This is a genomic window from Rhodanobacter glycinis, from assembly GCF_900114325.1.
Taxonomy (GTDB): Bacteria; Pseudomonadota; Gammaproteobacteria; order Xanthomonadales; family Rhodanobacteraceae; genus Rhodanobacter_A; species Rhodanobacter_A glycinis.
In genome coordinates this window covers 106,730-119,131 of record NZ_FOSR01000003.1, presented here as the reverse complement: position 1 = coordinate 119,131, position 12,402 = coordinate 106,730, and the positions used below count along the sequence as shown (strand labels likewise).

The window sequence follows — 12,402 nt, the reverse complement described above, 5'->3', positions numbered from 1 at the left end:
CCGCCTGTGCCCGGCGCGTTACACTGACAGGCTGCTGCTGTCAGGAGTCCGCATGAACGCCCACCTCGCCCCGCTTTATTCCCAGCATCTGGCCACCCTTTGCGAACGCGCCGACAAGGCATTGGCGCTGGGCGGCTTCGACCATCTGGTCATCGCCGCCGGGCTGCCGCTGCGCAAGTTCCTTGACGACCAGGACTACCCGTTCACGGTCAATCCGCACTTCAAGCACTGGCTGCCGCTGACCGACGCACCGGGCAGCTGGATCGTCTACACGCCCGGCGCGAAACCGAAGCTGGTGTTCGTGCAGCCGCGCGACTACTGGCACGTAGTGCCCGAGGCGCCGCAAGGCTACTGGGTGGAGCATTTCGACATCGTCACCGTGCGCAATGCGACGGAAGCCGTGGCGCAGTTGCCAGCCGGCAAGCGCGCGGTGATCGCACCCACCTGCCCCGCCACCCGCGACGTGGAGGCGAACAATCCGCAGGCCGTGGTCGACTATCTGCACTGGCACCGCAGCTACAAGACACCCTACGAACTGGAACTGATGCGCGAGGCCAACCGCATCGGCACCCGCGCGCACCGCGCCGCCGCGGCGGCTTTTCGCGCCGGCGAAAGCGAGTTCGGCATCCACATGGCCTACCTCGCTGCCGCGCGGCAGATCGATGCCGAACTGCCGTACGCCAGCATCGTGGCATTGAACGAACACGGCGCCGTGCTGCATTACATGCATTTCGACCGCACGCCGCCCGCCCGGAATCGCTCGTTCCTGATCGACGCCGGTGCCAGTGCCGCCGGCTACGGTTGCGACATCACCCGGACCTACGCGATGCCGGATGCGGGCGAATTCCAGGCGCTGATCGACAGCATGGACGCCGCCCAGCAGACTTATGCGGCGAAAGTGCGCGCCGGCCAGAGCTACCCTGAACTGCACATCCATGCCCACCACGTATTGGCCGGCATCCTGCGCGAACACGGTTTTATCCGCATGAGCGCGGAAAGCGCGGTGGAATCCGGTGTCACCACCGCATTCTTCCCACATGGCCTTGGCCACTCGATCGGCGTGCAGACCCACGACGTCGCCGGCTTCCAGCAAAGCGAGCGCGGCGGCACCGTCGCGCAACCCGACGGCCACCCGTACCTGCGCCTGACCCGTACCCTGGAACCGGGCATGGTCGTGACGATCGAGCCGGGCCTGTACTTCATCGACATGCTGCTGGCCGAACTGAAAGACAAACCCGTCGCCGCCGATATCGACTGGACCAAGGTCGACCACTTCCGCCAATACGGCGGCATCCGCATCGAAGACGAAGTGGTGTGCACCGACGGCGAGCCGGAAAATCTCACGCGGGACGCGTTTGCGCAGGTGTAACTCCGTACGCTGGTGAAAAATCCTCTCCCCTCGAAGGGAGAGGATCCGGGCCTGCGCCGGTGTTCGACGCACTCGCTCCATCCGTTCCCGGACCCACCCACCGGCCGGCACCGTCTCAGCTGAAACGGACACCCAAGGCGGCAAGGAGAAGGGGCTCGAAAGGACAGGCCGCCGCGCCTCAACGCCCGGCCAGCAGCGCCTCGATTTCGCCAGGATCCTTTGGTACGCCGGCGGACAGCACCTCGTGGCCGTCGCGCGTCACCGCCACGTCGTCCTCGATGCGGATGCCGATGCCGCGCCAGCGCTCGGGTACTCCCGTCTCGTCCGGCGGCACATAGATGCCCGGCTCCACCGTCACCACCATGCCCGGTTCCAGCAGGCGCGGCTCGCCGTCGATGCGGTAGTCGCCCACGTCGTGCACGTCCAGGCCCAGCCAGTGGCCGGTCTTGCTGGGGAAGAAACGCTTGTAGCTTCCTTCGGCAATCGCGCTGTCGGCATCGCCGTCGAGCAGCCCCAGCGCGCACAGCCCTTCGGCAATCACGCGTATCGCGACGTGATGCGCGGCATCGAACGGATTGCCCGGCCGAACCTCGTCGATCGCGGCAAGCTGGGCGGTGAGCACCACCTCGTACAGCGCGCGCTGCTCACGGCTGTAGCGACCACCCACGGGGAACGTGCGGCTGATATCGGAGGCGTAGCAATCCACCTCGGCGCCGGCGTCGATCAGCAACAGCTCGCCATCGGCCAGCGGCGCGCGATTGGCGGTGTAATGCATGGTGCAGGCACGCGCGCCTCCGGCCACGATGGGCGGGAACGAAGGCACCGCGCCGTGACGGCGAATCGTGTGCAAAATCTCCGCTTCCACTTCGTATTCGTAACGGCCGGGCAACGCGGTGCGCATCGCGGCCAGGTGCGCCTCGGCGGCCACGGCAGCGGCCGTGCGCATCAGGCGCAATTCGTCGCGCGATTTGTACAGGCGCAGGTCGTGCAGCAGATGGCCCAGCGCCACGAATTCCTTGGGCGCCACGCCACCACCGCGCAATTGGCGCAGGCGCCGCATCCAGCCCATCAGTTGGGCGTCGAACGCGGGCTCGCGACCGAAGTGGCAATACACGCGCGCCCTGCCCTCGATCATGCCGGGCAGGATGTCGTCGATATCGTCGATCGGGAACGCGTCGTCCATGCCGAAATCGGCGACGGCGCGCTCGGTACCGGTGATCTCGCCGTGCCAACGCTCGCGCTCGGCGTCACGCTCGCGGCAGAACAGCACCACCTCGCCGTGCTTGCGCCCGGGCAGCAGCGCCAGCACCGCGTCGGTCTCCGGGAAACCGGCCAGGTAGTGGAAATCCGAATCCTGCCGGTACGGCCATGCCGCATCGGCGTTGCGCATGCGTTCGGGCGCGGCGGCGATCAGCAAGGCCGCGTCGTCGCCAGCCATCTTCATCAACTGGCGCCGGCGACGCGCAAACTCGGCCGCGGCGATGCTCAATGCACGGTGTCGCCGGTGGGGCGATTGCGGCCACCCGCGCATTCGGCGTGCAGCAACATCGCGGCCATGCGCACGAATTCGTGCAATTCGATCAGCGAATCCTCGTCCTCGCCTTCGTCACCGAAATCGAACGCGGCGCCGGCCAGCGTGCCGAGGTCGCGCAGGATCTCCTGCGCCTCCTCCGACAATTTCGCGTGCGTGCCGGCACCGGCCAGCCCGAAGCCGCCGAGGAAACCGCGACACCAGTCGCCCAGCGCATCGGCACGTTCAGGCAAGGGGCGGTCGTCCGGCGGCAGCAGCGGCTCGAACCCCAGCTCGGGGTCGGCCAGTTCATTCGCGCTTTGCCGTGCCACCCGTTCGAGTACGGATTGGTCGGCCGTCGAAGGCGTGGTTTCCTCGCCGTCCAGATGCAGGGCAGTCAGCAGCGACGTGCCATCCAGGTGGCCGCCGCCGGCAAGAAAGCCGCACAGCGAGCCATGCAATTCGCTGGCCGCAATGGCCAGACGCAGGCGTGCACACACGCCGTCCAGTTCGTCATGGCCGATCGGTTCATCGACGGTCATCGCGGCACTCCCAAAGGCATACAGGGCGCCAGTCTAACAGCGCACCCGCGGCGGTCGACGGACTTTTCCGGGCCCGCTGCCGGGTGCCGGCGCACGCACCACGCGCTGGCCGGGCAAACGCGATATGCCCCGCAGATTTCGCAGCGCGTGCTGATATAGTTCGACGCATGAGCACGCCCGATTCCATTCAGCACGAGGTCGCCGCACTGAGCCAGCAGCTCGATCGCATGCTGGACATCGTGCGACGACTCCACGAGGAAAACCGCAGCCTGCGCCACAGCCAGGAACAACTGGCCAACGAGCGCGCCGGGCTGATGGCCCGCAACGAGCAGGCGCGCGGCCGCGTCGAGGCGATGATCCAGCGACTGAAGGCGCTCGAAAGCAATGGCTGAGACGACAAATACCAGCGAACCGGTCGCGCTGCGCCTGATCGACCGCGAATTCCTGATCGCCTGCGCGCCGGATGAGCGCGAGGGCCTGTTGGATGCGGCCAGCTATCTCGACCGCAAGATGCGCGAACTGCGCGCCAACGCCAAGGCGCCCGGCTTCGACCGGTTGGCCGTGCTGGCCGCGATCAGCGTCACCCACGAATACCTGGCCCTGCGCAAGCAGCACGACGGGAATGACCACAACGTGACTGACGCCATCGTCGCATTGCGCCGCAAGCTGGAAGCGGCACTCGACGCGCAAGCCGAGCCGCTACTAAAATAGGCCCCGGCGTCTCTGCGGTGTGCGCCAGCACACTCTTACATTTGCCTTGTTCCTAAATACGGCCCCGGGTCGGCGCTTCATCGGTTGTTGTGCATGTCCGCCACGTGCGGAAAGCCTCGAGACCCTGAACGCCCTCCCACCTGATCCATCGTGGATCAAGGTCGTTTGGTGGGCAGCGGCATCGCGGTCGACGCCACCTCTTTCTCCGTCCGGTGGCCGCTTGCAAGGCGATCACCGGTCACGGGCCGCCTGCCGCGACGTCCGCCGGACGCGCTTTCTTCCAGGAGCCGCGCCACCGTGGACGCCCCCGCCGAACGCCGCGAAATCCGCCAGCAGCTGGCCGCGCGCCGGCGCGCACTGACGCCCCCGCAGCGCATGGCGGCCGCTCAGGGCCTGCGGCGCAGCCTGGAGCAGCTGCCCGAGTTCCACACCGACGCCCGCGTGGCCGGCTACTGGGCCACTGACGGCGAGCTGCCGCTGAACCTCGCCATTCCTCCACTGGCTGAACGCGGCCAGCAATTCCTGCTGCCGATGATCGGGCGCGAACGCGAACTGCGTTTCGCGCCGTGGCGTGCCGGCGACCCGGTGGAGCCGAACCGCTACGGCATTCCCGAACCGGTGACGCCGCACGAATGGTTCGCCGCGTTCCAGCTCGACCTGGTGCTGGTGCCGCTGCTGGCGTTCGATCGCCGTGGCCATCGGCTCGGCTACGGCGGCGGCTATTACGACCGCAGCTTCGCCTTCCTCGGCGACCAGGCCCGCCCCACCGAACCGCTATTGGTCGGCATCGCCTATGCTTTCCAGGAAATGGACGCGATCGACGCCGAATCCTGGGACATCCCGCTGGATTACGTGGCCACCGATCGCGAACTGATCGACTGTCACGCCACCGACCACGGAACGCCTGCATGAATCACTGGCTGATGAAGTCCGAGCCGGACGCCTTCTCCATCGACGACCTGAAGCGCAAGAAACGGGAACCATGGGACGGCGTGCGCAACTACCAGGCGCGCAATTTCATGCGCGACGGCATGCGTGTGGGTGATCAGGTTTTTTTCTACCATTCCAACTGCGCCGAACCGGGCATCGTCGGCATCGCCAGGATCGCCACCGACGCCTACCCTGACCCGACCCAGTTCGATCCGAAGAACGGGCACTTCGATGCCGCCAGCTCGCGCGACAATCCGCGCTGGGTGCTGGTGGACGTGGCCTTCGTGCGCAAGCTCAAGCGCACCATCACGCTGAAGGAAATGCAGGCACTGCCGGCCTTGTCCGGGATGGCGCTGGTGCGCAAGGGCAACCGCCTGTCGGTGATGCCGGTCGATGCCGAAGACTGGCGCACCATCCTGGCGCTGGAATGAGCTCCCTTTTCATGACTGCCGGAATCACCCGATGAGCAATGCCAACGAGAAACGCCAGGCCGGCGAAGCCGCCATCCGCTACGTGGAGGACGGCGCCATCGTGGGCGTCGGCACCGGCTCCACCGTCGCCTTCTTCATCGATGCACTGGCAGACCTGAAGGACCGCATCCAGGGTGCGGTGTCCAGCTCCGAACAGTCGTCCGCGCAACTGAAGAAGCACGGCATCCCGGTGCTCGACCTCAACACCGCCGGCCCGCTGTCGATCTACATCGATGGCGCCGACGAATGCGACCCGCACAAGCGCCTGATCAAGGGCGGCGGCGCTGCGCTGACCCGCGAGAAGATCGTCGCCGAAGCGTCGCAGAAATTCATCTGCATCATCGATTCGAGCAAGCGCGTGGACGTGCTGGGCACGTTCCCGCTGCCGATCGAGGTGATCCCGATGGCGCGCAGCCTGGTCGGCCGCGAAATCGTCAAGCTGGGCGGCCAGCCGGTGTGGCGCGACGGCGTGGTCACCGACAACGGCAACTGGATCATCGACGTGCACGGCTGGCGCATCACCGATCCGGTGGCGCTGGAAAAGCAGCTGAACCAGTTGCCCGGCATCGTCACCGTGGGTCTGTTCGCACGGCGCCCGGCCGACGTGGTGCTGATGGGCAGCCAGGAAATGTGAGCTTTTGACGGACGCCCGTCATTGGCTCCATGTGCGCCATCCCGACTCCACAAAAAAACCGCCTGTCCGGCGGTTTTTTTGTGGCCTGCTTCCTCGCTAGCGGCTTAGCGGCCTGAACCACGCCCGTGGCCGTGGCCATCCATCGTGTTGCCGCTGCGCGGTTGCGGCTTGAAGCCTTGGCGCAATTTCAGATGCCGTGACGATTCGCGTGCCTCGCGCAGGCGCTGCGCGTGCGAGGCCAGGATGTCGCCACGGGTGAGAATGCCCACCAGCTTGTGCGGATCATCCTTGCTCACCACGATCAGCCGGCCCACCTTTTCGGCCACCATGTGATCGGCTGCCTCGCGCAGGGAATGCGCTTCATTCACCGCAATCGGCTTGCGCGTCACCAGCTCGGCCAAGGTGTGGGTGTAATGCCACTGCGGATCGAGCAGGGTGCGCCGGGTAAGTACACCGCACACGTGCCCGGCTTCGTCCACCACCGGGAAACCCTGGTGGCGCGTATCTTCCCCGCTCTCGTTCAGCCACGGGCGCACTTCCGCCAGGGTCTGGTTGGCCTTCAGCGACACCACGTTACGCGAGCACACCTCGCCCACCGCTACCTGATCCAGATAATCGGCCGCGTATTCGGAGGGCACGCGCACGCCGCGACGGGCGATTTTCTCGGTCATGATGGTGTTGCGCATGATCAACGCCGAGATCAGGTAGGCCGCCGTGCAACCACCCAGCAGGGGCAGCAGGCACGCCGGCTGGCGCGTGGTTTCGAAGGCGAACACCACCGCCGTCAGCAGTGCGCGCGAAGAACCCGCGAAGATTGCCGCCATGCCTACCAGTGCCGCGATGCGCGGATCGATGTCGGCCGCCGGCATGAAATGGTTGATGCCCATGCCGATCGCGGCGCCCATCGAACCGCCGATCATGAACAACGGCGCCAGCGTACCGCCGGAGGTGCCGCTGCCCAGCGCAATCACCCACGAGATGAACTTCAGCGCACCGAACGTGAGCAGCATGGTCAGGCCCCAATGCCCCTGCACCAGCGCGTCGATGTTGTCGTAACCCACGCCCAGGGTGTGCGGCTCGATCCAGCCAACGACGCCCGCCACCAAGGCGCCAAGCGCCGGCCACCACATCCAGTGGATCGGCAGCTTTTCGAACATGTCCTCGACGCCGTACACCGCCTTGGTCACCCACACCGACGCATAACCGACCAGGCCGCCGATCAGCACGAAGCCGATCAGCGCCATTCCGCCCGGTTGCAACACGCTCGGCATCGGAAACACCGGCGCCGCGCCATACGTGGCATAGCGCACGCCCACCGCGGTCACCGTGGCCAACGCCACCGGAATCAGCGAACGCGGGCGCAGCTCGAACAACAGCAGTTCCACGGCCAGCACCAGCGAGGCCACCGGCGCGCCGAACACCGCCGCCATGCCTGCCGCGGCACCCGCCGCCAGCAACACCTTGCGCTCGTTCGCCGTCACCCGCAGCAACTGGCCGATCAGCGAACCCAGGGCGCCGCCGGTGGAAATGATCGGACCTTCCGCGCCGAACGGGCCGCCGGTACCGATCGCAAACGCCGAAGACAGCGGCTTCAGCCAGGTGATGCGGGCCGGAATGTTGGATTCGTTGGTAAGGATCTGCTCCATCGCCTCGGGAATGCCGTGGCCCTGGATCGCACGGGAACCCCAGCGAGCCATGATACCGGCAAGCAGGCCGCCAATCACCGGGATCAGGATGACCCAGACGCCAAGATGATTCCCGGCCGGCGACAACACGAAGGAACCCTTGTGCGCCGTGGGCCCGATCACATCCGAAACACGGCCATAAAAGCACAGGTCGGTGATCAGGTTGATCAACAGCATCAGCAGCTGTGCCACGTAAGCCGCCGCCACGCCAAGAATCACGGCCAGCACGCTGATCAACAGAATTCGGCGCGTCACCAGGGTCGATTTGCGCGGCATGCTCGCCGCGTCCAGGGACAGGCCCAGGGCCGGGGCGATAGGGAGCGCGTCGGTGCTGCCGACAGTACGCACGTCTGCGTGCCCGACGGGTTCGTCAGTTGCTGGCGTCATGGAATCATCACAGGAGGGTAAAAACGGGAATTTTACGCTGTTGCAGTGCAAAACCGAAGGGATCAAAACGCAAATAACGCCGTAATATTCTGCGATTTCCGGTGATCGGCGCGCATCGCCCCACGTCCATCATCCGAACCTCGCAGAGCGCTCTTTCGTGTCGCCATGCCGGAAACGCGAAAACCCGCCATGCGGCGGGTTTTCGGGCGATGGCGCGACCGGAATCACGCTATCGACTTGGGTTTGGCAGCCCCGGAAGGATTCGAACCTCCGAATGCCTGAGTCAGAGTCAGGTGCCTTACCGCTTGGCGACGGGGCTATGAAGCTGAGTTTAGCGCTTCGAGAACTGCGTGGCGCGACGTGCCTTGTGCAGACCGACCTTCTTGCGCTCGACTTCACGAGCGTCGCGGGTCACGAAACCGGCCTTGCGCAGCGGCGACTTCAGCGATTCGTCGTACTCGATCAGGGCGCGGGCGATGCCCAGGCGGATCGCGCCGGCCTGGCCGGTGATGCCGCCACCGCTGACGGTGACCATGATGTCGAACTTGTCCATGTTCTCGGTCAGCTCAAGCGGCTGGCGCACGATCATGCACGAGGTCTCGCGACCGAAGAACTGCTCGAGGCTCTTGCCGTTGACCACGATCGCACCACTGCCCTTGCGCAGGAACACGCGGGCGGCGGAGGACTTGCGGCGGCCAGTGCCGTAATTCTGCTGGATTGCCATGATGATTCCTTAGATCTCCAGCGCCTGCGGCTGCTGGGCGGTATGCGGATGTTCGGCGCCGCCGTACACCTTGAGCTTGCGGTACATCGCGCGGCCCAGCGGGTTCTTCGGCAACATGCCCTTGACGGCGATCTCGATGACGCGCTCCGGATGGGTAGCCAGCAGGTCCCGCAGACTCATGGTCTTCAGGTTGCCGACATAGCCGGTGAAGCGGTGGTACATCTTGTCGTCCAGCTTGGCACCGGTGACGGCCACCTTGTCGGCGTTGATCACGACGATGTAATCGCCGGTGTCGACGTGCGGGGTGAACTCCGGCTTGTGCTTGCCGCGCAGGCGACGAGCAATCTCGGTCGACAGACGGCCGAGCGTCTTGTTCGTGGCATCAACCACGAACCAGTCGCGCTTGACGCTTTCCGGCTTGGCGCTGAACGTTTTCATTTCGGAATACCTGATCTGCCGCCACTAGGGCGGTTAGCGGAATCGTGTGGAGCAAAGGCGCGAGATGATAGCTGAGCTTTCATCCATCGCGCAAGCCCGAACTCGGCGGGTTGCGAGCTGGCAATGATAGCATGAACGACCGGCCGCTTGAGAATACCCCCACCCACATTTCCGTTCCGACCGGCCATGGGCAGCGCACACCCGGCCGGCCGGCCCGTCCCAGCCGATGCCATGCAACGACATCATGGCGCTGGCCGCCCATGGGCAGCTGTCGTCCTATCATGGGCTGCCGCCTGTACCCGATCGGCATGGACAACCGGCACAGCGACCTTCGCCGACGGCTGCCGGCCCAATTATTCGAACTACCGGAGCGACGTGATGACTGCACGTACCCTGACCCCACTGGACCGCCTGCTGAGCGGCCTCGAACGCGCCCTGGAAACGGTCGCCGGCACGCCACAGGGCAACCGCCCGTCACCCGGCGCCACCATCGCCAGTGCCGATCTGGATGACGCCGAACGCCGCCATGCCGCCGGCCTGATGCGCATCAACCATACCGGCGAAGTCTGTGCCCAGGCCCTGTATGACGGTCAGGCCGCACTGGCCCGGCGCGAGGAGAACCGCGTTCACCTGCGCGAGGCTGCCGACGAGGAGACCGACCACCTCGCCTGGTGCTCCGAGCGACTGAAGGAGCTGGATAGCCGCCCCAGCCTGTTCAACCCACTGTGGTATGCCGGCAGCTACGCGATCGGCGCGCTGGCCGCACTGGCCGGTGACGCGGTGAGCCTGGGTTTCGTGGTGGAGACCGAACACCAGGTGGAAGCCCATCTGGCCGAGCACCTGGACCGCCTGCCCGCGCAGGACGAGCGCTCGCGCGCGGTGCTGCGGCAAATGCAGGCCGACGAGGTGCGCCATGCCCAGAACGCCCAGGCCCGCGGCGGCATCGACCTGCCGTTCCCGATCCCGCAACTGATGCACGCCAGCTCGATGGTGATGAAGACGGTGGCGTACCGGGTCTGACGGGGGTCTGGTTCAGCCAAAGCTTTCACGAGCACCCGCCCCCCACCCCGGCCCTCTCCCCAAAGGGGAGAGGGAGAAGATCGGCGGGTACCATGCCCAAAGAAAAAACCGCGCCTCGCGGCGGGTTTTTCGTCACATCAGGTTGCGGCCGTGGAACAGTTCCTCGATCTCGCGTCGCAGCAGCGACTCGATGCGCTGGCGCTCCTTGAACGAGAGGTCGTCGGCATGGGCCTCGAACAGGTAGGTGTCGAGGTCGAAGTCCTTGATGTGCATCTTGGTGTGGAACATGTTCTCCTGGTACACGTTCACGTCGAACATCTCGTACTTCTGCTTGATGTGGCGTGCCAGGTAATCCTGTACCGAATTGATCTTGTGGTCGATGAAGTGCTTCTTGCCCTTCACGTCGCGGGTGAAGCCGCGCACGCGGTAGTCGCACACCACGATGTCCGACTCGAAGCTGTCGATCAGGTAGTTCAATGCCTTCAGCGGCGAGATCACGCCGCAGGTGGCCACGTCGATGTCCGCGCGGAAGGTGGCGATGCCGTTGTGCGGGTGCGTCTCCGGATAGGTATGGACGGTGATGTGGCTCTTGTCCATGTGCGCCACCACAGCCCCGGCGATCGAATCGCGACCGAGCTTCTCGACCACCGGTTCCTCGGAGATCAGCATGGTCACCGAGGCACCCTGCGGGTCGTAGTCCTGGCGGGCCACGTTCAGGATGTTCGCGCCGATGATCTCGGCCACGTCGGTGAGGATCTGGGTCAGCCGATCGGCGTCGTACTGTTCATCGATGTACTCGATGTAGCGCTGGCGCTGTTCTTCGGACACCGCATAGCAGATGTCGTAGATGTTGAAGCTGAGCGCCTTGGTGAGGTTGTTGAAACCCTGCAGGCGCAGACGGGGAAGTGGCTTGACCACGGCGACTCTCCATGACCGGGGTGCGGTCAGCAGACGAGGCGGGTTAGCAGCAAGGGTCCCCGCTGGAAACATGGCACGAAAGACCCTTATCTTTCGTGTCCACTTGATAGTCCGCGCGAGTTCTCACCCGACCGCAGAACTGCAAAGTATGATGGAAAGCGGAGAAAAATTGAACCTGCGCCGTTTTGCCTGCGTTTGCCATAATGGGCCGGTTGCAAGGGACCCGCACAACACAGACGCGGCCACCGTTCATCGGCGGCCCTTGAGACATTTTTTTGGGGGAAAGAGCACGTGGCGCAACTCAAATACCAACTCCAGCAGGCCTTCGAACGTTCCCAGGCGCCGCTCGGTTTCGCACCGGACCCGGCTTCGATGGAACGCTTCCTGGCCTTGTGCCACCGCCGGCGTTATCCGGGCAAGACGGCCATCATCCGCCCCGGCGACCCCGCCAACACGCTTTACTACATCATCGACGGCTCGCTTGCGGTCTGCACCGAGGACGAACAGGGCCGCGAACTGATCCTGGCCTACCTCAGCCGCGGCCAGTTCATCGGCGAGATGGGCTTGTTCGTGGAGCAGGCCCAGCGCGAATCGGTGGTGCGCACCCGCACCCCCTGCGAAATGGCCGAGATCAGCTATGAACGCCTGTTCCAGCTGATGGAAGGTCCGCTGCGCGAGGAATGCCCGAAGATCCTGTTCGCGATCGGCTCGCAGCTCACCAACCGCCTGTTGCGCACCTCGCGCCAGGTCAGCCGCATGGCCTTCATGGACGTCACCAACCGCATCTCGCGCACCCTGCTGGACCTGTGCCAGGAGCCGGACGCGATGACCCACCCCGACGGCACCCAGATTCGCATCTCGCGCCAGGAAGTGAGCCGCATCGTGGGTTGTTCGCGCGAAATGGTCGGCCGCGTGCTCAAGCAGTTGGAGGAGCAGCGCATGATCGACGTCTCCGGCAAGACCATCGTGGTGCGCGGCACCCGCTGAGGAAAGCGGGCGGCACCACCCCCGCCCATCGCGCGTCACGCCCACTTCGTCACACGCAGGCCAGCCATCCGCGTGCG

At 65.3% G+C, this 12,402-nt stretch carries 14 protein-coding genes, 1 tRNA gene and 1 other RNA gene; 9 read left to right on the top strand and 7 right to left on the bottom strand.

The window, feature by feature from the left end; all coding sequences use genetic code 11:
* Nucleotides 1-52 precede the first annotated feature (52 nt).
* On the top strand, nucleotides 53-1,369 hold the full coding sequence (gene pepQ, locus BMY90_RS04515; protein ID WP_092701996.1) for a Xaa-Pro dipeptidase: 1,317 nt from the start codon (nucleotides 53-55) through the stop codon (nucleotides 1,367-1,369).
* 178 nt (nucleotides 1,370-1,547) lie between these two features.
* Here pepQ and BMY90_RS04510 read toward each other — a convergent pair whose 3' ends face one another.
* Both BMY90_RS04510 and BMY90_RS04505 read right to left on the bottom strand, forming a co-directional pair.
* A complete protein-coding gene (locus BMY90_RS04510; RefSeq protein WP_092701994.1) occupies nucleotides 1,548-2,900 on the bottom strand; it encodes an aminopeptidase P N-terminal domain-containing protein in 1,353 nt (450 codons plus the stop codon).
* On the bottom strand, nucleotides 2,855-3,421 hold the full coding sequence (locus BMY90_RS04505) for a UPF0149 family protein (RefSeq protein WP_008213637.1): 567 nt from the start codon (nucleotides 3,419-3,421) through the stop codon (nucleotides 2,855-2,857). Before BMY90_RS04505 ends, BMY90_RS04510 begins: the two co-directional genes overlap by 46 nt.
* 167 nt (nucleotides 3,422-3,588) lie before the next feature.
* On the opposite strand from BMY90_RS04505, the gene BMY90_RS04500 reads away from it, so the two are divergent.
* From BMY90_RS04500 to rpiA, 6 genes are all read left to right on the top strand, one after another.
* On the top strand, nucleotides 3,589-3,813 hold the full coding sequence (locus BMY90_RS04500) for a TIGR02449 family protein (RefSeq protein WP_008213636.1): 225 nt from the start codon (nucleotides 3,589-3,591) through the stop codon (nucleotides 3,811-3,813).
* The gene (locus BMY90_RS04495) at nucleotides 3,806-4,132 is read left to right on the top strand and encodes a cell division protein ZapA (RefSeq protein ID WP_008213635.1); all 327 of its coding nucleotides are present in this window, start codon (nucleotides 3,806-3,808) and stop codon (nucleotides 4,130-4,132) included. The genes BMY90_RS04500 and BMY90_RS04495 overlap by 8 nt, the downstream gene beginning before the upstream one ends.
* A 6-nt stretch (nucleotides 4,133-4,138) precedes the next feature.
* Nucleotides 4,139-4,327, top strand: a non-coding RNA gene (gene ssrS / locus BMY90_RS04490) — 6S RNA.
* A 102-nt stretch (nucleotides 4,328-4,429) separates the two neighbouring features.
* The gene (locus BMY90_RS04485) at nucleotides 4,430-5,044 is read left to right on the top strand and encodes a 5-formyltetrahydrofolate cyclo-ligase (protein ID WP_092701992.1); all 615 of its coding nucleotides are present in this window, start codon (nucleotides 4,430-4,432) and stop codon (nucleotides 5,042-5,044) included.
* Nucleotides 5,041-5,493, top strand: coding sequence for an EVE domain-containing protein (locus tag BMY90_RS04480; protein WP_008216832.1), 453 nt, complete (start codon nucleotides 5,041-5,043; stop codon nucleotides 5,491-5,493). Before BMY90_RS04485 ends, BMY90_RS04480 begins: the two co-directional genes overlap by 4 nt.
* Before the next feature lie 31 nt (nucleotides 5,494-5,524).
* Nucleotides 5,525-6,166, top strand: a complete 642-nt coding sequence (gene rpiA, locus BMY90_RS04475; protein ID WP_008216830.1) for a ribose-5-phosphate isomerase RpiA — start codon at nucleotides 5,525-5,527, stop codon at nucleotides 6,164-6,166.
* Between the two features lie 104 nt (nucleotides 6,167-6,270).
* Here the strand turns inward: rpiA and BMY90_RS04470 are convergent, their stop codons facing one another.
* The 4 genes from BMY90_RS04470 to rplM all read right to left on the bottom strand — a co-directional run bounded on the left by BMY90_RS04470 (nucleotide 6,271) and on the right by rplM (nucleotide 9,400).
* Nucleotides 6,271-8,238: a chloride channel protein gene (locus BMY90_RS04470; RefSeq protein ID WP_092701990.1), complete on the bottom strand. Its 1,968-nt coding sequence runs from the start codon at nucleotides 8,236-8,238 to the stop codon at nucleotides 6,271-6,273.
* A gap of 244 nt (nucleotides 8,239-8,482) precedes the next feature.
* A tRNA-Gln gene (locus BMY90_RS04465) sits at nucleotides 8,483-8,557 on the bottom strand.
* Between the two features lie 12 nt (nucleotides 8,558-8,569).
* Nucleotides 8,570-8,962 carry a 30S ribosomal protein S9 gene (rpsI, locus tag BMY90_RS04460; RefSeq protein ID WP_008216826.1) on the bottom strand — a complete coding sequence of 131 codons (393 nt, stop codon included), beginning with the start codon at nucleotides 8,960-8,962 and terminating at the stop codon, nucleotides 8,570-8,572.
* Nucleotides 8,963-8,971: 9 nt separating this feature from the next.
* The gene (rplM, locus tag BMY90_RS04455) at nucleotides 8,972-9,400 is read right to left on the bottom strand and encodes a 50S ribosomal protein L13 (protein WP_008216823.1); all 429 of its coding nucleotides are present in this window, start codon (nucleotides 9,398-9,400) and stop codon (nucleotides 8,972-8,974) included.
* A gap of 378 nt (nucleotides 9,401-9,778) precedes the next feature.
* On the opposite strand from rplM, the gene coq7 reads away from it, so the two are divergent.
* On the top strand, nucleotides 9,779-10,420 hold the full coding sequence (gene coq7, locus BMY90_RS04450; protein WP_037102572.1) for a 2-polyprenyl-3-methyl-6-methoxy-1,4-benzoquinone monooxygenase: 642 nt from the start codon (nucleotides 9,779-9,781) through the stop codon (nucleotides 10,418-10,420).
* Between the two features lie 132 nt (nucleotides 10,421-10,552).
* On the opposite strand, the gene speD is transcribed toward coq7, so the two are convergent.
* Nucleotides 10,553-11,338 (bottom strand): adenosylmethionine decarboxylase, encoded by a 786-nt coding sequence (gene speD / locus BMY90_RS04445; protein ID WP_008216821.1) that lies wholly within the window; start codon nucleotides 11,336-11,338, stop codon nucleotides 10,553-10,555.
* Between the two features lie 291 nt (nucleotides 11,339-11,629).
* Between speD and crp the strand changes: the two genes are divergently transcribed.
* Nucleotides 11,630-12,325 carry a cAMP-activated global transcriptional regulator CRP gene (crp, locus tag BMY90_RS04440; protein ID WP_092701988.1) on the top strand — a complete coding sequence of 232 codons (696 nt, stop codon included), beginning with the start codon at nucleotides 11,630-11,632 and terminating at the stop codon, nucleotides 12,323-12,325.
* The last annotated feature ends 77 nt before the right edge of the window (nucleotides 12,326-12,402 follow it).

What these genes read in the sequence shown, in the direction of transcription:
- coq7 (WP_037102572.1), top strand. Translation starts at nt 9,779, where the DNA reads ATGACTGCACGTACCCTGACCCCACTGGACCGCCTGCTGAGCGGCCTC.
- BMY90_RS04500 (WP_008213636.1), top strand. Translation starts at nt 3,589, where the DNA reads ATGAGCACGCCCGATTCCATTCAGCACGAGGTCGCCGCACTGAGCCAG.
- BMY90_RS04495 (WP_008213635.1), top strand. Translation starts at nt 3,806, where the DNA reads ATGGCTGAGACGACAAATACCAGCGAACCGGTCGCGCTGCGCCTGATC.
- pepQ (WP_092701996.1), top strand. Translation starts at nt 53, where the DNA reads ATGAACGCCCACCTCGCCCCGCTTTATTCCCAGCATCTGGCCACCCTT.
- BMY90_RS04510 (WP_092701994.1), bottom strand. Translation starts at nt 2,900, where the DNA reads ATGCGCGGGTGGCCGCAATCGCCCCACCGGCGACACCGTGCATTGAGC.
- rplM (WP_008216823.1), bottom strand. Translation starts at nt 9,400, where the DNA reads ATGAAAACGTTCAGCGCCAAGCCGGAAAGCGTCAAGCGCGACTGGTTC.
- rpsI (WP_008216826.1), bottom strand. Translation starts at nt 8,962, where the DNA reads ATGGCAATCCAGCAGAATTACGGCACTGGCCGCCGCAAGTCCTCCGCC.
- rpiA (WP_008216830.1), top strand. Translation starts at nt 5,525, where the DNA reads ATGAGCAATGCCAACGAGAAACGCCAGGCCGGCGAAGCCGCCATCCGC.
- BMY90_RS04470 (WP_092701990.1), bottom strand. Translation starts at nt 8,238, where the DNA reads ATGACGCCAGCAACTGACGAACCCGTCGGGCACGCAGACGTGCGTACT.
- BMY90_RS04480 (WP_008216832.1), top strand. Translation starts at nt 5,041, where the DNA reads ATGAATCACTGGCTGATGAAGTCCGAGCCGGACGCCTTCTCCATCGAC.
- BMY90_RS04505 (WP_008213637.1), bottom strand. Translation starts at nt 3,421, where the DNA reads ATGACCGTCGATGAACCGATCGGCCATGACGAACTGGACGGCGTGTGT.